Origin of the sequence: Paenibacillus sp. ICGEB2008 (assembly GCF_000307675.1) — a bacterium.
Classification (GTDB): Bacteria; Bacillota; Bacilli; order Paenibacillales; family Paenibacillaceae; genus Paenibacillus; species Paenibacillus polymyxa.
Map to the genome: position 1 here is coordinate 124,475 of NZ_AMQU01000002.1, position 20,526 is coordinate 145,000.

Consider the following 20,526-nt stretch of genomic DNA (forward strand, 5'->3'; position numbering starts at 1 on the left):
AACCTAAGAATAGCCCCCCGAACCGCTAGTTTTGGTGATACAACGGCTCGGGGGGCTTTTTTAATTGTTAGTTAATCAGCGCAGCTTTTTGTAAAAGCACATGCAGCACCTTGGCAGATGCCTCACGTGTTGTAGGTGCATTTGGCTGGAAGTAGGAAGCGCCTTTAATCGTCGCTCCGTTAATAATCCCTGCTGCACTTACCTTTTCAATACTGTCCTTGGCGTAGCCTGCAAAGGATGAAGAATCATGGTACGGTGTGTGCGCAGGACCATCGGCTGTTGTTTTGATTTGAAGCAGGTCTACTGCTTTACCCAGCACAACAGCAATTTCCTGACGACTGATATTTGCGTGCGGATCAAACTTGTCGTTGTTGCGGCCTGTAATCAACCCAGCCTCATAAGCGGCTGCCACATCGCCGGAATACCAGCTACCTGCCGGAATATCACTGAATGGTGCAGTAGTACCCGGTGTCAGGCCAAGTGCCCGGGTGACCAAGGCTGCAAATTCTGCACGCGTCACGTTTTGCTTCGGTGAGAATGTCGTGTCGGTTGTGCCGTTAATTAGCAACTTATTCGCTAGCGATCGAATTTCGGATTGGGCATACGACGATGAAATATCTTCAAAGCTAACAGGACGTGTCGCCGCTGCATACGTGGAGAAGCCTGGACGACTTACCTTAACGATGGTAGATCCATCAGCTTGCTTGGTGAAAACCGATGGAACGGGATAGACATTTCCATTCGCCGTATAGAGCACACCGGCTGTATTAGGATCAATTTGACCAGGTACGGTAAAGGATCGGCTAATGAACTGTCCTGGGACCACTTTAAGCGGTTGACTCTTGCCACCAGTGACAACGTTGGCCTCAAACCCTATCGGGGTGCCAATCACATTCGTGCCTTTAAGCTTGCTTGTAAATGTGCCGCTCTTCTCTGCCTGGCTGCTGATGACCACTTCAATGCCTGCACCTTCAGGTGCATTTTTTAGAGCAGATACCGGCAATGCCAGGGAAGAACCTGTATTGCTCACAATCAGGCTGCTTCCTGCTGCGGCTTTGCCCAGTGTTGCCAGCTGTGACGAAGTGAGTGATGCCTTAGTCGTTTGGCCTGCTTGGCTAGTAGCCGACAATACGATAGCTGTCGGACTGGAGCCAGCTGCTGTCACGGCAGCCTGCAGATCTGCATCAGCTACTGTCAGTGACTGTACATTATTGTTTAACGCAACGGCTGTAGGCACAGCTTTTACAGCTTGTCCTTGCTTCACTACGCTTTGCAGTGAAGGTGCAGATGTAGCGACAGGGGTGGATGTATTCGTTGCAGCAGAAGGTGTAGTATTGCTTCTGCCGCCACCTCCACCACCTCCGCCGCCGCTACTACCACCGGATGCGGCACTATTATCCACACGGATCGATTTCGTGGCAGTGAACAGTTTAGGACCATCGGTATTACGTTCAACTTCTCCCTTTTCATTCAGTTCTGGAGAGCTGACTTCCAGCTTGTACACGCCATCCTTCAAGTGTTGAATAACCGGCTGACCGTTAGCATCCAGAACAGGCTTGCCATTGTCATCAAATTCAACATAACTTCCGTTAATCCCCTTAAAGGAATATGCGCCTTGTTTGAGGCGAGCGTTAGCTCCTTGTTCTTTGGTAGTGGCAATCCCATCAATCAGACCGATTAGCTTATCATCTAATCCGTATACATAGAGCGCGATCTGATTGGTTTTATCTGTGGTCAGACGGAAAGCCAAATCTGTTGTGCGCTCCGCACCTGTACGACTTGGATAAATAATCGGGTTCGTGAAACTTAGATCCTGCAAGCCGAAACCTGTCGTTGGATTTTCTTTGCCGACATGCACAACGAACGGAAGATGAAGTGTCGGCTGTCCAGCGCTTTTTAAAATAACTTCTCCTTCATATACACCTGTAGCTGCATTTGCGCTCGGTTGTACAGACAGGAAGAACGGTTGTGACTTGCCAGGTTCTGCCGAGATGGCTCCATTCGCACCGATACCCTGCAACTGAACAGCAATGTTGCTCACATCAGGGGTAGCAATAGGCTTAGTCGGATCAGAGGTGACATTATCATGTAAAACGTAGCTGGCTTCATACTGCACAGGGTTAGCAGATAAGTTTTTGAGTTGAAGCTGGATCTGCTTCGCATCACTACCCGGTCTTAACACCCCGAAGCTGGCGGAAGGATTGTAATTCACAACCTCCTGCCGATTAAAGTTCTTGTCAAGAATCGTAATCTTTTCAACGGTTTCCAGCAGGGCTGGAGTCTGAATCGCATTTGCAATGTTTACAAGACCTGCACCTTGGGAATACACATCATATTGGATTTTATCCTCATCAAAGAGTGTAACCGAAGTGTTTGCCAGAGCAGCGCGGATATCAAACGGTGTCCAGTTTGGATGCTGCTGCTTCAGCAGCACCGCAAGTCCAGCCACATGCGGAGATGCCATACTCGTTCCGTTGCTGCGTTTGTAAGCTTGCTCATAGGATGCATCCGGATAGAACTTGGCGAAGGCAGGGTACGTCGACAAAATGCCAACACCCGGTGCGCTTACGTCTGGCTTGATGCTCAGCAGTTCATCTCCATTGGGTCCACGGGAGCTAAAATCGGCCATGGTATTACCTGAATGATCTGTGCGAATATAGTCTGCACCAAAGGAAACGGAGAACTTCTCTCCAGCGTTGTCTACGATTTGTTTAGCCAGCGCGCGACCTTCCTTACCTTTCATGTCAAAGGTCGGAATAAAGTCAAAGCTGTCACCCAAATTGGAATTTACGTAGTCATCGCGACCTGAAATGCTTTCCCCTAAATCAGCCTTGGTGATGTCACCAGGTGTCGTATTTCCATTGAAAACAATGACGGCTTTCGCGCCGTTTTCTTTCGCATTTGCGATTTTATCCACGAACGCCAGGTTGCCCCGTGAAACGAGGACAATTTTGCCGGCTACGTCTTTTCCTTCAAAATCATCAGCTTGTCCCAAATTAGCATATACAAGCTCATAAGGGGCAGTTCCCATAACGGAGGCAAAATCCTCTCTGCCTGTCTCCCAGCCCATTAAATTAAAGTCGTAATGTGCATAGGTATCAGTAGTTACGGTTTTCTTTAATTCACCGTTGTCCTCCCAATAGGAGTCGCGTGTCACTGAGGCTGTGCCTGAGAAGCTCTTGCTTGGCGAAGTGGCTGCACCAACGGAAATCGCTAGCTGGGATGTTGCGGGAGAACCCATGGAATAAAAATAGGGTCCTTGTTGTGCAGCGTTACCGTTCGCGATGACTGCGACTACCCCGGAAAGTACCGCATTATTGATGGCAATGGCATCCGGGGAGTTGGGATCCTTTTCAGAATCTGAACCTAGCGACAGGTTGATGACATTCATGCCATCCTTGACAGCACGTTCAATACCGTCAATGACCTGAGCCGAGGAACCGGAGGAACGACCGGTCTTGGTATTGCGTCCAAGCACCTTATACACGTATAAGTCCGATTTATAGGCAATGCCTTTTTGTACAATATCCGAGGATTTATTTGCAGCTTTCCCGGCAATTGTACCGGAGACATGAGTACCATGTGTCGTTCCACTAAAACCTGTGCCGTACGGATCATTCTCTTTTTCAAGGAAAGGTTCCTCGTAAGGGTCGTTGTCCTGTTCAAAAGAGTCATATCCGCCTTTGTAGGCTTCTTTCAAATCTGGATGCTCATAATCGATACCGGTATCAATAACCCCGACCTTGATTCCCTCGCCATGCAATCCTTTGGCCCAGGCTTCAGGCACACCAATTTGGTCCAGTGGTGCGTTGTCATAAGTGGCTTCATTGGCTGTAAGTGTTGGCGGGTCCTGCACGGGGATGGAATAATATGTTTTGTTTTCGTGAATGGATTTAACGCCTGGTAGTTTAGCCAATTCTGGAATTTTATTGGCTGGCACTGTAACCTCCAGTCCGTTAAGCACCGTATTGTACTGGTAATTCACTTGAAGGGAAATGCCGTGCTCAGCGGCTTGGTCTACGAACGTTGTTTGCTCGGTGGCGATCGCAGATTCGGCTTTTTGCTCGGATTGAGCGGTGAAAGCTTTGGCGCTTGAACGTGCGGCATATTTGTCCACAGCTAGGGGCTCACCATCAAGCTGTACGATGACTCTGACCTGACGAGAGGAGTCTGTGCTCAGCTCAGGTGAGATAAAGGCTGGAGCCGACTCAATAGTTAATGCTTCCTGAGCTTTTAAAAATGAGTCGATTGGCAGATCTGCAGTAGCGGCAGAACTGAAAGACGGTAGAGATAAGCTTACCGTCAAGGCAAGAGCGAGTGATACGACAGGTATTTTTTTCAAAATGATCGGCTTTTTCAAAGATTTCCCTCTTTTCAATCAAAATATGATATCTCTACATACTAGGATTTGAAGCCACTGCCGTTGTTCTCACGCCTCCCTTAATATCTAAAATAATAGAATTGACCACTGGTGACTAACTTGCCAGTTTTGAGGCATATCTTACCATATTGGTGGGATATATTACTATATGTTTTTTATATTTTTAGAAAAAATAAGGTTAACTTCACATATAGCTTCCATGGAAATGTTATGAATTTACTAGATTATTTTTGAAATCAATCGAAGAGGAATGGGAGAATGCAAGATTTAATGATATAATCTGCATTGGAATTGTTGAGGTTACACAATCACGTAAAATGCTTAAGGTGAAGGAGTCGATTATGTTGGCAAAAACATTGATTTTTGGGCATAAAAATCCGGATACGGATACCATTTGCTCAGCTATTGCTTATGCAGACTTGAAAACCAAACTGGGCGCGGACGTAGAGCCGGTTCGTCTGGGCGAGGTTAACGGGGAAACGCAGTATGCGCTGGATTATTTCAAAGTGAGCGCGCCGCGTCTGGTTGAGCAGGTTGCTGCCGAAACAGACAGCGTCATTCTGGTCGATCATAATGAACGCCAGCAAAGCGCGACTGACATTGACAAGGTGCGCGTAACTGAAGTCATCGATCACCACCGGATCGCTAACTTTGAAACAAGCCAGCCGCTGTACTTCCGCGCTGAGCCAGTAGGTTGCACAGCCACCATTTTGAACAAGCTCTACAAGGAAAATGGTGTAGCCATTCCCAAAGAAATCGCAGGTCTGATGTTGTCCGCGATTATTTCTGATTCCCTATTGTTCAAGTCTCCGACCTGCACAGATCAGGACGTAGCCGCTGCCCGCGAACTGGCCGAAATTGCTGGTGTGGATGCAGATCGTTACGGTTTTGACTTGCTTAAAGCGGGTGCTGATTTGAGTGGCCACACGATTGAGCAGTTAGTAAGCTTGGACGCCAAAGAATTCCAGATGAATGGACGCAAAGTGGAAATCGCACAAGTGAATGCAGTAGACGTAAACGACGTATTGTCCCGTCAAGCTGATCTGGAAGCTGCTTTGTCCCAAACCATTGCAGCCAAAAATCTTGATCTGTTCTTGTTCGTCGTAACAGACATTGTGAACAGTGATTCCATTGGTATTGCGCTGGGAAGCCAGGCTCAGGCAGTTGAAAAAGCCTACAATGTACAGTTGGATGACAACAAGGCTGTTCTGAAAGGCGTCGTATCGCGCAAATCGCAAATTGTACCTGTATTGACTGAAGCTTTTAACAGTTTGTAATGATAAAAAATAAGCCTCCTGAACCCGACTGCATGAAGGCAGTGGAAGCAGGAGGCTTATTTTTATTTTTATTTCTTCAGCTCTGCCAGAGTGTCCTCGTTACGAAATTCAAATGCCAATTTCAACTGGTCGCTCATCAGGTGCCAGGCACTTTCAGCTAAAGCGAGATCCCCGCTATGAGTAAAAGCATGTGCGGCGCCCATATATTTCTTATATGTTACGGGCACATCCGCTTCAATCAGCCGCTTGGCGTACAGCTCAGCTTCCTCAGCCAAGGAGTCTAGCTCGGCCGTTATGATCAGCGCAGGAGGAAGATCATGCAGCGATTCTGCATAAATAGGAGAAACCAACGGATTTCGTGCCTCACCTGGCGAGCGCAAATAGCTTTCATTGAAGATTTTTGCCACGCGAGGCGGGATCGCCTTCTCAAATTGGGGCTTCAGCTTGGGATCTGTAGCAATATCCAGTGATGGGTAATCCAGCACCTGATACACAATTGGGAATTCTTTGCGATCCCGGGCCATAAGACACAGCGCTGCTGCAAGATTACCTCCTGCACTATGTCCGCCGACCGCAATGCGTTGGGGATCGATGTTTAGTACGTCAGGATGCTTGTACACCCATTGGGTCACATCATAACTTTCCTGTAGCGGAATAGGGAATTTATGCTCCGGGGCCAAGCGATAATCGACATTAACGACGACACAATTCGCTCGTTCGGCAATGACCGGGCACCAGGGGTCATCCATTTCAGCGCTGCCCATTATGAATCCGCTACCATGAAAATTGACGAATACAGGGAGTGGATCAGCAGACCGGAGGGAAGCTTCATATACAATTACCCTTGAATCACCTACAGAGGTGGGGATCATTCTCTCAGTCCGATGTACTTTGGGAGCATGCGAAGGCTTAAAATCGGATGCTGTTATCATTCGGCCAGCCGATCTGCGGGCAAGTTTGACGAACAGATTTTGTCTCAGTCTTCGCACCATTTGTCTTTCTCCTCTCTGAGGGCGCTGGGGGTGGTTAGACGCGAACCTTTAACATCTTCAAAAGCATCCCGTACGCGTGACAAATAGGTCTGAAACTGGCAGAGTTCCGATTCAGTAAAGTCTGACATCAGACGTGAAGCCAGCCCTATGAAAAAAGGGTCCATCTGCTGGATTTTACTTCTTCCTTTATCATTCAGAGAAACAAAAACTCCCCGCTTGTCATTGGGATCGTCGTATTTATTTATGAATCCTTCTTGCTCAAGAGAAATGACCATAGAACTGATGGCTGCCCGGCTGACACCCATCTTTTCAGCTAACGCTGAAGGAGATGACATTTCATCTCTTTGCGCAGAAAGTACACAAAGTGCAATATATTGCCCATAGGAGAGACCAAACTCACGTGAACGTTTTTCCATATTTTTTCTTATTTCGTATGTTATAGAAAATAAATCTACCAAAACACCAATCGGTTTATTGCCACCTGGAAATAGGTTATAGGCCAGTTGACGAATTTCGGAGTCCAAAAAAAAGAACATGCGATCCACCTCGATGTAGTTAATTAGTTAACTGTAATTTAATTAACCACTGGTTGCAATGATTTATACAAACTTTGTTCTGCATTTTTTGAAAAAGTATCGGCAAAACGTCACTTCCAGGGTCCGATGCACTGTTCAATACCTTGATCCACAAGAGCTTGGATGGAGGGCTGACGCAAGGTACGTCCTTCTTGCCACCGCCACTCACTATATTGAATTTTGGCGGTAAACATGGGCTTCACCCAAAATGCGTCTTGATGCCGATCCGGTTTGTTAATAAAAGGTCGCTCCGATAGAGTATGTGGCATCAGGCGCTCGGTAAGCTGACGCCAATCTCCACGAGTCAGCTTACCTGTACCCACGTGCCCGATATAGCGCAGCATTCCTTGCTTATCATACTGACCCAGCAATACAGCATTGATCACACCTCCGTTCAGGGTATAGCCACCGATAACGGCAATGATATCGCCATAATTTTTGACCTTGACCCATCGTCTGTCCTGTCCGCCCAATGTGTAGGGACTATCCAGTTTTTTGCACACAATACCTTCCATTCCTTGGCTGCACATAACCTGAAAAAGAGCCTGTCCATCAGGATGAGCAGGAGCCAGTTGGATCCGTTCATTCGGTAAGATGATCTGATGCAGCAGTTCAAGCCTTTCCTGTAACGGTTTGCGATGAACCCATTCCCCATTTAGATATACAATGTCAAACAACATGTAAGTAGCGGGTACGGCTTCATAGGCTGCCTGAATTCGCTCCGTCCGGCGAATCAGATCCCGGCGCATAATTTCATGGAACGACGGTTTACCGTCGGCACCAAGTGCGATCATCTCCCCGTCCAGTATGACTGAATCTGCCATACAGTAGGAGGAGAAGCGAGCAAGCTCCGGGTACAACAGCGTTCGTTCATGCTGCTTACGATTGAACAGACGCGTGTTGCCCTGGTCGTGATACGTTAAAATTCTTGTACCGTCCCATTTTATTTCGTAACGCCAAGGGCCTGCATCTATAGGGACTTTTTCACTCAGTTCTGGTTCAAACGGGATGACAGGTTTCATTTCCGTACCCAATACAGCACCTCCCTTTACCTTAATTGGAATAAATATAGTGTCGACGATAGTTCCTTTTTTTATGTATGTGATGTTTCGCTGTCCCCTAAATAGGGGAATGATAAGGATATCTAGCGTGGTTATCAAGTGAATGCAGCGTTCGTTCGCATGGAGTCGTTACGGCATTTCTTCAGTCAGAAAGGGGATTGGTCTCATGAGACAAATTCGCGAGGAGGACCATGCAGTAGTCATGGTGGATGATGGACAGGTAGTTGCAGAAGTAGGTTATAAATCTGTAGATGACCACTCTCTGGTCATTGACCATACATTTGTATCCGAGCAGTTACGGGGTCAAAAAATTGGCAAGGAGCTCATCGACAAAGTTGTTGCTATGGCGAGGGAACAGCATAAAAAGGTGATCCCGGCTTGCTCGTATGCGCTGGCTCTGTTCAAGCGCCATCAGGAATACAGTGACGTCTGGCAGCAATGAATATTGCTATCAAGGCGCGTTATTGCATAGCCGACACAACACCGGAGTGGGGAACGATCCCTTCCCGGTGTTTTTTGTGTGCATAAAGCTTGTAAAATGAATGCATTCTACCGTTGATATTGGGAAGGAAGAGTGGTTCCCAAATCGATGAAGCATATTTCCTGGAGAATGGCTGTGAAATTGTTCATACTGTTGTCACTTCACAGGCTATCTATGAGTTCTATATAATATATTATGGTTATGACCGCAAAAATAACGAAAACCTGAATTTAAACGAAGGAGACGCTCATGATGAATAAAGCGAGTGAGGACAAGCAGTACGTTCCAACGAGCAATCGTAATTTTACAGCCTTGATTATCACCGTTTCCATTATAGCCAATGTGATTATTTTGCTGCTGTTCTTTTCGCCGATCGGATACCAGGGGAGTGTTAGTTTTGATCTCACTATTTTCCCAAGGTTGAATGCGATTTTTAACAGCTTCACATTTATTTTCTTGGTGGCTGCATTGGTTGCGATTTTCAAGAAAAACATTAAGGTGCATAAAACCTTTATTCTGCTGGCCTTCGCCAGTACCGTTTTGTTTTTGTTTTCCTATCTGACCTTCCATTACATTTCACCGGAAACTGCAAAATATGGCGGTGTGGGTATCCTTCGGCCGATTTACTTTACGCTGTTGATTTCGCATAGTATATTGGCGGCGATTATCGTACCGTTGGCGCTATTCACAGTTGTATGGGGATGGACGATGCAGGTAGCAAAACATCGTAAAATTGCCCGTTGGACGATGCCTATTTGGCTATATGTGAGCTTGACTGGAGTTTTGGTGTACGTTTTCATGGCTCCATATTATTAATAGATATGAATCCTCTGTGGGTTGATTTGGCAAACATGGCGTCTCTATTGAAGAGGCGTCTTTTTTGTATCCAATAAAAGAAAAATTATTCCTTCTAAATTTATTTTATTGAAAAAATGTTCCTTCTATAACGGTATTTCTGTTATAATTTACCTTAATCAACTAAGAACAAGGGGGTCACCATGTGACAAAGAAAGCGAAAGGCAGGTTACGGTTGCTTGTATCTATGCTGGCGCTGGTTGTACTGCTGAGCGGCTGCGGTGGCGGAGGCTCAAAGCCGGAAAAGGTAGACGGAGGGAAAGTGACACTCCAATTTTGGACCATTGCGCTACAACCTACATTTACCCCGTATTTTAATCGGGTCATTGCCGATTATGAGCAGAAGAACCCTAATGTCAAAATTGATTGGAAGGATTACCCGTATGATGCAGTGACCAATAAGTTGTTGACGAGTATCGCTAGCAACAGCAGTCCGGATGTAGTGAATCTCAATACGGAATTTGCTAGCCAAATGGGCTCTAAGGGCGCTGTTGTTGATATGAATGAACACTTGTCGCCTGAGGAAAAGGCTGCTTATTTCGAAGGTATTTATAATTCGACTGTTATTAACGGTAAAGCTTATGCACTCCCCTGGTATACAGGCACGGAAGTGCTTTACATGAATACAAAGCTAGTTAAAGCAGCTGGATTGGACCCTGCCCATCCGCCCAAAACGCGGGAGGAATTGTCAGAATGGGGCCGCCAAATCAATAGAAAAATCGGTAAGGCCGGCTATGCTCAGCAGCTTGTATCCAAGCTTTTTGCGGTTGACGGTATTCCTATCTTAAATAAAGAAAAGACAGCAGCTGCATTCAACACACCAGACGCAGTCACCATGATCGATAATCTAAAAAAACAGATGGAAGATGGAGTCGTGCTTAAGGAAGATGCTGACTTCTCGCAGCAAGTGAAATATTACGCTGGCGAGCAGGTTGCCTTCGAGCTGGCGGGCCCGACATTCATTAATTTTATCAAAACGGCAGCGCCGGACGTATATAAAAATACGATTGCTGTTCCCGTCCCAACCGGCAAAGCTGATTTGCGGCTTTCCAACTCTATGGACCTGGTCGTACCTACCAAGTCTGCACATATAGACGAGGCGGTGAAATTTGCTGTTTTCTTAACAAATGCAGAGAGTCAAACGGCATTTTCTAAAGAGGCCAATACACTACCTTCCACAAAAGAATCGATTAAAGACCCGTATTTTACTCAGTCTGACCAATCATTAGAGGCACAAGCCAAGGTAGTATCTGCACAAAGCTTGGATAAGGCGACAGATTATATGGTCGGTGTGCCTAATGCCAAGGATGTGAACAGCGCGATCGCGCGAGCCTTGCAAAATATTTTATTGAACGGAAGTAATACGAAGGAGACGCTTACTGCCTTGGAGCAGGAAGTGAATGATATTTTAAAGCAATAGGTATGACAGGGGAGTAATGCGAATACTCCCCTGTTCATTTATCAAAATCAGGTGGTGATGCAGCATGATCAAATGGTTGAGGTCGGAGTCCTTTACGGCCTGGGCCTTTATGACGCCGGGACTGTTATTGCTTGCCGTCTTTGTATTTTGGCCTATTATTTACAGCATTCCGCTGGCATTGACGGACTACTCTGTCATATCAGATACCCATTTTGTCGGCCTGGATAATTTTGAAGCAGCGTTTAAGGACCGTAACTTTCTTATTTCGATTTGGAACTCATTGTTGTACGTGCTCATTGTTCCCTTTCTTCAAATATTCTCTATCCTGATGGCTGTGCTGGTGAACAGTCGTATCCCCGGAATTAAAATATTTCGTACGACCTACTACATCCCTGTTGTGACTTCGATGGTAGCTGTGGCCTTAATTTGGAGCTGGCTGTTGGGCAATAACAGCGTAGTGAACTATTTGCTTATACAAGTCGGTTTGATTAGCAAAGACATACACTGGTTATCGGACAGCAATTTAGCCTTGTATGTACTGATGTTCATTACGATGTGGAAGGGACTCGGGTATTATATGATGCTCTATCTGGCAGGATTACAAAACATTCCTCAAGATCTGTACGAAGCCGCTAGGGTGGATGGAGCCAGTCGATGGCGTCTGATTGTTCATATTACACTTCCGCTGCTGAAGCCATACGTTCTGTTTTGTACCCTCATATCGCTCATGTCAGCTATTCGCGTATTTGATGAGGTATATGTGTTAACCAAGGGTGGACCGGGAACGGCCACGTTGACATCCAGCTTGTATATTTTTCAAAAGGGGATGGAGCAGTTTAATTTTGGGTACGCTTCGGCACTTGGCTTAATTGTCGGTGCAATGATTGCGGTACTTAGTATTATTGTATTCCGATTCAATAGGAAAGGCGGTGTCAATCCCTATTGATGAATCTACAGAATGATAAAATGCTACGCTCGTCTCTTCCTAAAAAAGAAAGCAGTCGCATCATGCGTAGTCTTGGTCGAGTGATCAGAATGACGGTAATGTATGTGCTTTTAGTGCTGCTAGCCCTCTTTTTGATGGGACCGTTTCTATGGCTGCTTAGTGTATCCCTCATGCCAGGCCGTAATATTTTTTCAACGCCGCCTGCGATTTTCCCGACCTTTATTGATTTCAACAACTATGTTCAGGTGTGGCAGTTCATGGATTTTCCTAAATATATGCTGAATACAGTCATCATTACGGTGTTGGGCGTTGTGCTCAATGTGGTACTGGCCAGTTTGACGGGATATCCCTTGGCTGTATTTCGTTTTAAGGGTAAAAATGTGGTGTTTACGCTGCTGATTGCTACAATGATTATTCCTTCTTACACGGCATTTATTGTGCATTATCTGACCATTCAAGGGCTTCATCTGGGCAATACATATATGGGTGTGGTGTTGCCCGGGGCAGTCTCTGTGTTCAACATTTTTCTAATGCGGCAGACGTTTATTCATATCCCCGCCGATGTGCGTGATTCGGGTAAAATGGATGGCGCTTCGGAGTTTCGAATTTGGTGGCAACTGGTGCTTCCGCTGGTCAAGCCGGCGCTTGCTGTGATTTCTCTGTTGGAGGCCATGTCATTCTGGAACAGTTTCCTGTGGCCTATCGTTATTCTGAACGATACGGATCTTTACCCGCTGGCAGCTGCGCTTACGTATCTCAATGGTCAGTTTGCCTATAACTTTGGCTGGATTGCTGCAGGCACAATGATTTCGGTATTGCCAATCATTATATTGTTCCTGTTCACGCAGCGTTATTATATGGAAGGCTTGGCGGGAGCCGTAAAAGGCTAAGTCAGAGGTCACGGCTACGGAGAGCGCGTAAATGGAAGGAGACGATTGCGATGGAACTGTCCAAAAGAATGAGACCTAATTCGGATGTAGGGCTAATACCACAGGAGGTTCAATATTATTTTCGTGATGTGTATGACAGTGGGGACAAACTGGTTATCGCTGAACCGAACCTGATCTGTGAACTGTCCTCTCGCTTTGCAATGAATCAGGAGTATGAAGGTGTGCTTGACCCCGAGGGACCGATCCGACTCATTGCACCTCCGGGGCCCGGTGTTCCGACTGAAACAAGGGGAAGCGTGCAGTTGATGCTCGAATATGACGGAACGCTTACTGCCGATGGATATCGTTTGGACATTCAGAAGGAAGGGAGAATTGAAATCCATGCATCCAATAAAAGAGGGCTCAAATACGGCATGGATGCCCTGCATCTCCTGCTTCAAGTAGAACAGGAACGATGTACGCTACCGGTGATATCTATTCGGGATGAGCCTTCCTTTCCGGTCAGAGGAATCATTGAAGGCTTCTACGGGAAACCGTGGAGTTTCGCGGATCGGCTGGATGCCGTTCATTTTATGGCTGCGCATCGGATGAACACGTTTATGTACGCTCCCAAGGACGATCCCTATCATCGCGAGCTATGGAGGGAACCGTACCCCGAGGAGACATTTGCCCAAATCCGCGAATTAAAGGAAGCCTGTGAACGGCACGAGATTGATTTTCACTATTGTATTAGTCCAGGGAATGACCTGAACTTTGGTAGCGCTGAAGATTTTCTCAAATTGACGGAGAAGCTGGCAGCCATGATAACGATAGGCGTACGTCATTTTTCTGTATTAATGGATGATATTGATTACGTCCTTAAAGGGGAAAATCGGCATTTGCTGGGCCGTTCGGGTCACGCTCATGTCTTCTTGACGAACAAGGTTCATACATGGTTGGCTGAGCGGCTGCCTGAATTTACGCTGACAGTCTGTCCATCGGAATATTGGTCCTATTGGGATACCGAATACAAAAAGGATTTCCGGGAGCGATTGCATCCAGATATTAAGGTATTCTGGACGGGATACTTTGTATTTGCTCCACAGATAGGTCGCCAGCATGCTGCCGATAATCATGCGTTCTATGGGCATGAGCTGTGGTTGTGGGATAACATCCCGGTGAATGACTGTGACCATGATCGGTTATTCCTCGATCCACTGCGCGGACGGTATTCCGGTCTTCCAGATTGCGGACATACCGGCATGGTAGCCAACCCGATGAACCAGTGGGAGTGCTCCAAGGTGACGCTTATTACGATGTCCCACTATATGTGGAACAGTGAGCGTTATATGCCGGGGCTGTCCTGGGAATGGGCTGTGCGGGAGTTAGCGGGGGAGCATGCAGATGAACTGATGTTTTTCTGTCGTCAAAACAAGAACAGCCGACTGGGCAGCAGCACGTATGAGGACGTGGACCTTGCCTTGCAAATGCGCGATATCCCTGCGCTGGATATCTACTTCGAGCAGCTGCTTCACGTTGTGAGCGTCCTACAGAATATATCTGCCAATGATGCGGCGGCAGGCTTCGTGGCACAGGCTACGCCTTGGCTGGAACGTGCCAAGTTGGATGTGGACCTGTGGCAAGTGCTGCGCCAAGCTGCGCTAGGCAACGAGCGCCAGAACGATGTGCAGTCGCTAGGAAACCTCATGCAGAGCGAAGCAACTGGCGGACAAAAGCCGCCGCCTCTGACGGACAAGGCCGTGGACGAACTACGACGCGGTATCACGGCTTGCCTAGAAGCAGAAACTCGACTGGGGAGCAATCCGGCGATCCGTGCCGCCGTGCAGTGGGGCTATGTCAATCAGGATGAACAAGGAAAATATCGACTGATCTTGTGAGAATTGGTGATGGTTAAGAAACAAGACAGCATAGCTGCCTTGAAAATTACCATTTGCCGTTAGAATAACCGTAATTTCCAGGAGAGGTGGAGCGTATGGTGAAGCCAAATACCCGATTACTTTTTGTACCGCTGGATGAGCGGCCCTGCAATTATCAATTTCCTTACTTACTGGCACAAGGCACAGACCTTGAAATGGAGCGCCCTCCATTGGAATGGATGGGACAAAAGAAAACCCCTGGCGATACGACCAGGCTATGGACGTGGCTCGAAGAACGTGCGGCGAGCGCTGATGGAGCGATTATTGCGATGGATACGCTGCTGTACGGAGGAATTGTACCCTCTCGGCTACACGGAATGTCGAGTGAGCAGGTCACGGACAGGGCCAATTGTCTTCGTCTGTTGAAGCAGCTATACCCGCAACTAACTCTGTATGCATTTCAATTGATTATGCGTTGTCCGCAATACTCTTTGGCTGATGAGGAACCAGACTACTATGCTGATTGGGGCCGTGAAATATTTAGAAAAGGCTTCATTGAGCATCGTCAGGAGCTAGCGATCGCTACCGCAGAAGAGTTGCTGGAATTAGCGGACATCAACAAGCGTTTGCCTATAGAGATTTTGGACGATTATCTAGGGCGGCGCCGTGTGAATTTGGAAGTTAATCAAGTAGCACTGGAACTGGTAGCAGAAGGCGTGATTGATTTTCTGATCATTCCACAGGATGATTCGGCTCCCTACGGCTATACCGCCAAGGATCAACAGCGACTAAGAAGTCGTATTTCCGAGCTTGGGCTGGATTTGAAAGTATACATGTATCCGGGGGCAGACGAAGTGGGTTGTACGTTGCTAGCTCGTTGGGTGAATCGGACGAATCATGTAGTTCCACTGGTATATCCTCGATTATCTGCTTTGCAGGGGGCGTTCGTAGTCCCGCTTTTTGAGGATCGTTATTTTTACGAGACGTTAAAGTATCAGATTATAGCGGCAGGTGGGCTGATTGCTTCCTCAGCAGCGGAGGCTGATTTGATTTTGCTGGCGAACACGCCCGGAGACACGATGGCAGAAGCTTCATCCCAGCAGCATGCGATGGCCGGATATGATGTACATCGGAATCTGGTAGAGCTGGTGGAGTACGGTGCTCATATGCAGCATCATGCCAATAAAAATATTGCAATTGCGGATGTAGCCTACGCCAACGGCGCCGATCTCAAGCTACTTAGACTATTGAGGCAAAAGGGATTGCTATTTAAGCTGGCAGGCTATGCAGGCTGGAATACCAGTTCCAATACGCTCGGTACTGTCATTGCTCAGTCTATGCTTTATGTCCGCTATGGTCCTACGGAGGAACACCTGGATTTTCTGGGGCTACGCTACGCTGAGGATGCCTGTTATTGCGCTGTGGTACGTACAGCTATGAATAATGGAATTGTGGAGCAGATGGGTTTTAACAAGTTTATGCTCGATGGCTCTAGAGGGGCGGTAGCTGCAGTCATTCGCGGACGGCTGGAGCAGGCGCTCGATGAATATGTAAACGGGCCGGAAGGTCGCGTGGAAATTACAGATTGCTACATGCCGTGGAACCGTACCTTTGAAGTTGGATTGACTGTACGGCATTATGCCGAGGGGAGGGAGTGATTCCTATGGGAATGGAAGGTGTATTATCCAAGGTTCGGCATGGACTGATCGTTTCCTGTCAGGCGCTACCAGGCGAACCGTTGCATGGAGCAGATTCTATGGTCAAAATGGCATGTGCTGCACAGGAGGGTGGAGCTGTAGCGATTCGTGCCAATGGTGCATCGGATGTACGTGCGATTAAACAGGCGATCCCTCTACCAGTCATTGGTTTGATTAAACGGGATTATAATGATTCTGATATTTACATTACGCCTACCCTCCGTGAAATGGAGGAACTGGTGGAGGCAGGTGCGGATATCATTGCGCTGGATGCCACATTGAGACCGCGCCCAGCGGGGTGTAAGTTGAAACACCTCATAGATTACGCCCATGAGCACGGAGTCGCTTCCATGGCGGATATATCGACACTAGAGGAAGCACTTCATGCGGCTTCCCTTGGTATAGGCTGCGTATCCACGACGTTATCCGGTTATACGCCATATTCTACTCAGATAGAGGGTCCGGATCTGGAATTGGTTCGGAGAGCATCAGAGCTGGTTCCTGTTCCTGTCATTGCAGAGGGCAGAATCCATGATCCGGCACAAGTAGAGGAAGCATTTCGGCTGGGTGCACATGCAGTGGTTGTAGGCTCGGCGATTACTAGACCCCAATTGATTACGCAGCGGTTTGCCGATGCCGCAAGGAAGGCAGTGAAATGCATCTATGGAGATGAACGACCGAATTAACACGTATTATCCTTCATTAACGAAATCGGAGCAAAAAGTCGCTTTGTGCGTACTGGAGTGCCCCGCTGACATCATATATTTCTCCGTGACGGAGCTGGCTGACTTTGCAGGTACAGGCGAAACGACTGTTATGCGTTTTTGCCGGAAAATTGGTTTTAAAGGGTATCAGGATTTCCGACTGTCGCTGGCACAAAACCAGACTTATCGCAAAACCGATATGAGCGAGGAGAACATCGATCCAGATCACGAACATGATATTACCCGCACGGTGTATCACAATATGCTCGATATTTTGCATTCCAGTATGGGACTCCTGGACCGTTCGGAGCTTAGTCGTGCGATAGCGTGTCTCGATCAAGCGGGTTATGTTCAATTTTTCGGTGTAGGTGCATCGGGAATTTCCGCCCAGGATGCCAAAAACCGCTTCTTGCGGATTGGGCGGCGCGCCGAGGCTGTGGCAGACGGACATATTCAGTCGATGATGGCCGTGTCCATGAGTCCTGGTGATGTCGCTATTGGCATCAGTGTATCAGGAAGTACACTGGATACCAACGACATGCTGCACAAGGCCAAGCAGAACGGAGCAACAGTTATCGCAATTACGAATTATGCAAAATCACCTATTACCTCCATTGCAGATATTGTTTTACTGACCGCAGGGAAGGAAGCTCCGATAGAAGGCGGTTCAATCGGCGCCAAAATCTCACAGCTATTCGTGATTGACCTCATCTGCGAAGGACTTGCTCGCAAGCACACAAGCCGCACCGAAGAGATGAAGGAAAAAACAGCGAGGGCGGTTATTGAACGAAGTTATTGAGATTCTGCGGTTGTAGATTAGAATATGATACGCTCCGACAGTTCATCATGTTTTTCTATCTATAGAAGGTTTGTGCTAAGAGCTCGTAAGCTTTTATGTGGGGGAACAAGGAGGATATGGTGGTGGCAGTTGCATTGAACAAAGTCATTGGGATCGACATTGGAGGAACTTCCGTAAAGGCCGCCATAGTGGCGCGGGATGGATCGGTACTTGATGAAATCCGAATGGATACAGATGCCTCACGTGGGCGTGAATGGGTGTTGTCGCGTGTGTCTGAGGCTGTATTCGGACTGATGCGTTCATTTGGAGATACCAGTGTGAGTACCCCTATAGGTATAGGCGCTTTAGGTATTGCTACTGCTGGCAGAGTGAACGTGGAGAGCGGTGAAGTTGTGTACGCCACAGATAACCTGCCTGGCTGGCAGGGGACATCCTTGGTGGAGTGGGCTAAAGAAAAGTTGGCGCTACGTGCGGTTGCAGATAATGATGCGAACGCTGCGTTACTAGGAGAAGCGTGGCAGGGAGCTGGGAAGGGCAAACAGCGCTTGGTCATGCTCACCTTGGGAACAGGGGTCGGAGGCGCGTATATGGAAAATGGCCTCTTGTGTAGAGGGGCTCACTGGAGCGGCGGCGATTGGGGGCACAGTATTTTATTTCCCGAAGGTCACCCTTGTAATTGCGGGAAAAAGGGATGTGCCGAGCAATACGTATCAGGTAGTGCCCTGTTACGTCGAGGCAGTGAATACACCGGAAAACTGTACCGTTCGGGGAACGAGATTGTGACAGAGGCCGCTCACGGCAATCTGAAGACTATTCAGGCACTGGATGACTACACGGCAGATTTAGCTGTGCTTCTGGCTAATATTTCGGTGACCCTTGATCCTGAGTTGATCATTGTTGGGGGAGGAGTAGCGGATGCGGGAGAGGTATGGTGGCCCTTGCTGGAAAAGCATTTGTACCAACTGGGAGTTCAAACAGAAGTAAGTCGGGCAATGTTGGGCAATCGCGCTGGATTCATCGGCGCTGCTAGACTAGCTTTTGAAGTGATGGAATCTTAGTACAATAATGAAAGGGGAACGAACCATGACGCAAAAACGGCTTGATGCCGATGTTGTTGTGATTGGCGGAGGTCTGGGAGGAACATCGGCAGCCCTTGCGGCGGCGAAAGCTGGTATGAGAGTCATCATGACAGAGGAGACGGACTGGCTGGGAGGGCAATTAACTTCACAGGCTGTTCCCCCAGATGAGCACCGATGGATCGAACAGTTTGGTTGCACAGCCGCATATCGTCAGTTCCGTAATCGTGTACGCGAGTATTACCGTCAGAACTATCCGTTAACCGAAGAAGCCTACAATGATCCGATTCTTAATCCTGGGAACGGCTGGGTAAGTCGTCTGGCCCATGAACCACGGGTAGCTCTACAGGTGCTTGAGGATATGCTTGCTCCTTATTTAAATACGGGACGCGTTCGTGTATATTATCACACCGTGCCTATTGCTGCTCAGACAGATGGAGATTGTATTACTTCTGTTACCGTCCGTACCTCGCATAACCCTGATCATAAGAGTGGCCTCAGAGTGCTGCATGGAACGTTTTATCTGGATGCCACAGAGTGTGGTGATCTCCTTCCCATGGCGGGTGTGGAGCATACGAGTGGAGCGGAGTCACGGGCTGCAACGGGGGAGCCTCACGCACTGGAGTGTGCTAATCCTCTTGATATGCAATCTATCACACATGTGGCTGCTGTAGACTATATCCCCCAGGAAAGCTTCATTATAGAGCGACCGCAGCAATACGATTTCTGGAGGAATTATATCCCGTCATTTTCCCGTTTTCCGATTTTGAGCTGGTTTGCTACAGATGCAGATGATACCAGTAAGCTAAAACAGTTCACATTATTCCCTAACGATCAGGGTATTGTATCCTTATGGGATTATCGTCGTATCGTAGATCCCTCCATATGGAGCCAACCGCTAAACGATGGCGAGGTTACTCTTTTAAACTGGGCGCAAAATGATTATTACCTAGGACCCTTGATCGGCGTCACCGCTCAGGAGCAGGCAAAACATCGAGAAGGAGCGCGTGAGTTGACCCGTTCATTAATATATTGGCTTCAAACTGAAGCTCCCCGCTTAGATGGAGGTTTCGGCTATCCAGGAATTCGACCACGGGGTGATTTTCTTGGGACTTCTGACGGGCTGGCTAAAACGGCTTATATTCGCGAGTCGCGTAGGATTAAGGCCAAGTATACGATCTCAGAGTTTGATGTAAGTCGTGAGCTTCGGGGTAAGGAGGGACCCAAACGGTATTCAGACAGTGTAGGTGTGGGCAGCTATCATTTAGATCTTCATCCGACTACGGTATCTCAGCGAACCTTTTATATCCCTAACTATCCTTATGAAATTCCATTGGGCTCACTTATTCCCGTGAGAGTACGTAATTTGCTTCCTGCTTGCAAAAATATAGGGATGACTCAAATAGCCAATGGTTGCTATCGGCTACATCCTACAGAATGGAATATAGGAGAAGCGTCGGGAAGCTTGGCGGCTTACTGTGTCTCCAACGGAGTATATCCTTTTGAAGTGAGTCGG

Annotated in this window: 16 protein-coding genes (1 of these 16 running past the window's edge); 12 read left to right on the forward strand and 4 right to left on the reverse strand. The window is 47.6% G+C overall.

Annotation, left to right across the window (positions count from 1 at the left end; genetic code table 11):
* Nucleotides 1–67: 67 nt before the first annotated feature.
* On the reverse strand, nucleotides 68–4,360 hold the full coding sequence (locus tag C400_RS0101125) for a S8 family serine peptidase (RefSeq protein WP_017425706.1): 4,293 nt from the start codon (nucleotides 4,358–4,360) through the stop codon (nucleotides 68–70).
* Nucleotides 4,361–4,722: 362 nt separating this feature from the next.
* On the opposite strand from C400_RS0101125, the gene C400_RS0101130 reads away from it, so the two are divergent.
* Nucleotides 4,723–5,658 carry a manganese-dependent inorganic pyrophosphatase gene (locus C400_RS0101130; protein ID WP_016820240.1) on the forward strand — a complete coding sequence of 312 codons (936 nt, stop codon included), beginning with the start codon at nucleotides 4,723–4,725 and terminating at the stop codon, nucleotides 5,656–5,658.
* Nucleotides 5,659–5,726: 68 nt separating this feature from the next.
* Here C400_RS0101130 and C400_RS0101135 read toward each other — a convergent pair whose 3' ends face one another.
* The 3 genes from C400_RS0101135 to C400_RS0101145 form a co-directional block, all read right to left on the reverse strand.
* Complete coding sequence (locus C400_RS0101135; RefSeq protein ID WP_017425707.1) at nucleotides 5,727–6,650, reverse strand: alpha/beta hydrolase; 924 nt, start codon at nucleotides 6,648–6,650, stop codon at nucleotides 5,727–5,729.
* Nucleotides 6,635–7,186 (reverse strand): MarR family winged helix-turn-helix transcriptional regulator, encoded by a 552-nt coding sequence (locus C400_RS0101140; RefSeq protein ID WP_016820242.1) that lies wholly within the window; start codon nucleotides 7,184–7,186, stop codon nucleotides 6,635–6,637. Before C400_RS0101140 ends, C400_RS0101135 begins: the two co-directional genes overlap by 16 nt.
* A gap of 110 nt (nucleotides 7,187–7,296) precedes the next feature.
* Nucleotides 7,297–8,259, reverse strand: a complete 963-nt coding sequence (locus tag C400_RS0101145) for an ATP-dependent DNA ligase (RefSeq protein ID WP_017425708.1) — start codon at nucleotides 8,257–8,259, stop codon at nucleotides 7,297–7,299.
* Nucleotides 8,260–8,452: 193 nt separating this feature from the next.
* Between C400_RS0101145 and C400_RS0101150 the strand changes: the two genes are divergently transcribed.
* The 11 genes from C400_RS0101150 to C400_RS0101200 form a co-directional block, all read left to right on the forward strand.
* Complete coding sequence (locus C400_RS0101150; protein ID WP_013369011.1) at nucleotides 8,453–8,728, forward strand: GNAT family N-acetyltransferase; 276 nt, start codon at nucleotides 8,453–8,455, stop codon at nucleotides 8,726–8,728.
* A gap of 291 nt (nucleotides 8,729–9,019) precedes the next feature.
* On the forward strand, nucleotides 9,020–9,583 hold the full coding sequence (locus C400_RS0101155) for a DUF420 domain-containing protein (protein WP_017425709.1): 564 nt from the start codon (nucleotides 9,020–9,022) through the stop codon (nucleotides 9,581–9,583).
* Nucleotides 9,584–9,767: 184 nt separating this feature from the next.
* Complete coding sequence (locus C400_RS0101160) at nucleotides 9,768–11,042, forward strand: ABC transporter substrate-binding protein (protein ID WP_016820244.1); 1,275 nt, start codon at nucleotides 9,768–9,770, stop codon at nucleotides 11,040–11,042.
* A gap of 64 nt (nucleotides 11,043–11,106) precedes the next feature.
* Complete coding sequence (locus C400_RS0101165; RefSeq protein ID WP_016820245.1) at nucleotides 11,107–11,988, forward strand: carbohydrate ABC transporter permease; 882 nt, start codon at nucleotides 11,107–11,109, stop codon at nucleotides 11,986–11,988.
* The gene (locus C400_RS0101170; RefSeq protein ID WP_017425710.1) at nucleotides 11,988–12,878 is read left to right on the forward strand and encodes a carbohydrate ABC transporter permease; all 891 of its coding nucleotides are present in this window, start codon (nucleotides 11,988–11,990) and stop codon (nucleotides 12,876–12,878) included. The genes C400_RS0101165 and C400_RS0101170 overlap by 1 nt, the downstream gene beginning before the upstream one ends.
* Before the next feature lie 50 nt (nucleotides 12,879–12,928).
* Nucleotides 12,929–14,755, forward strand: coding sequence for a protein O-GlcNAcase (locus C400_RS0101175; protein WP_017425711.1), 1,827 nt, complete (start codon nucleotides 12,929–12,931; stop codon nucleotides 14,753–14,755).
* Nucleotides 14,756–14,850: 95 nt separating this feature from the next.
* Nucleotides 14,851–16,392: a DUF4127 family protein gene (locus tag C400_RS0101180; RefSeq protein ID WP_017425712.1), complete on the forward strand. Its 1,542-nt coding sequence runs from the start codon at nucleotides 14,851–14,853 to the stop codon at nucleotides 16,390–16,392.
* 5 nt (nucleotides 16,393–16,397) lie between these two features.
* On the forward strand, nucleotides 16,398–17,117 hold the full coding sequence (locus C400_RS0101185; protein WP_017425713.1) for an N-acetylmannosamine-6-phosphate 2-epimerase: 720 nt from the start codon (nucleotides 16,398–16,400) through the stop codon (nucleotides 17,115–17,117).
* On the forward strand, nucleotides 17,095–17,934 hold the full coding sequence (locus C400_RS0101190) for a MurR/RpiR family transcriptional regulator (protein ID WP_017425714.1): 840 nt from the start codon (nucleotides 17,095–17,097) through the stop codon (nucleotides 17,932–17,934). The genes C400_RS0101185 and C400_RS0101190 overlap by 23 nt, the downstream gene beginning before the upstream one ends.
* 116 nt (nucleotides 17,935–18,050) lie before the next feature.
* Nucleotides 18,051–18,992: an ROK family protein gene (locus C400_RS0101195; protein WP_038978227.1), complete on the forward strand. Its 942-nt coding sequence runs from the start codon at nucleotides 18,051–18,053 to the stop codon at nucleotides 18,990–18,992.
* A gap of 25 nt (nucleotides 18,993–19,017) precedes the next feature.
* A protein-coding gene (locus tag C400_RS0101200; protein ID WP_017425716.1) for an FAD-dependent oxidoreductase crosses the window boundary here: on the forward strand, nucleotides 19,018–20,526 show its 5' portion. The gene runs 102 nt beyond the window's last position; the window shows 1,509 of its 1,611 coding nt (coding positions 1–1,509); it begins with the start codon at nucleotides 19,018–19,020; the stop codon falls past the right edge of the window.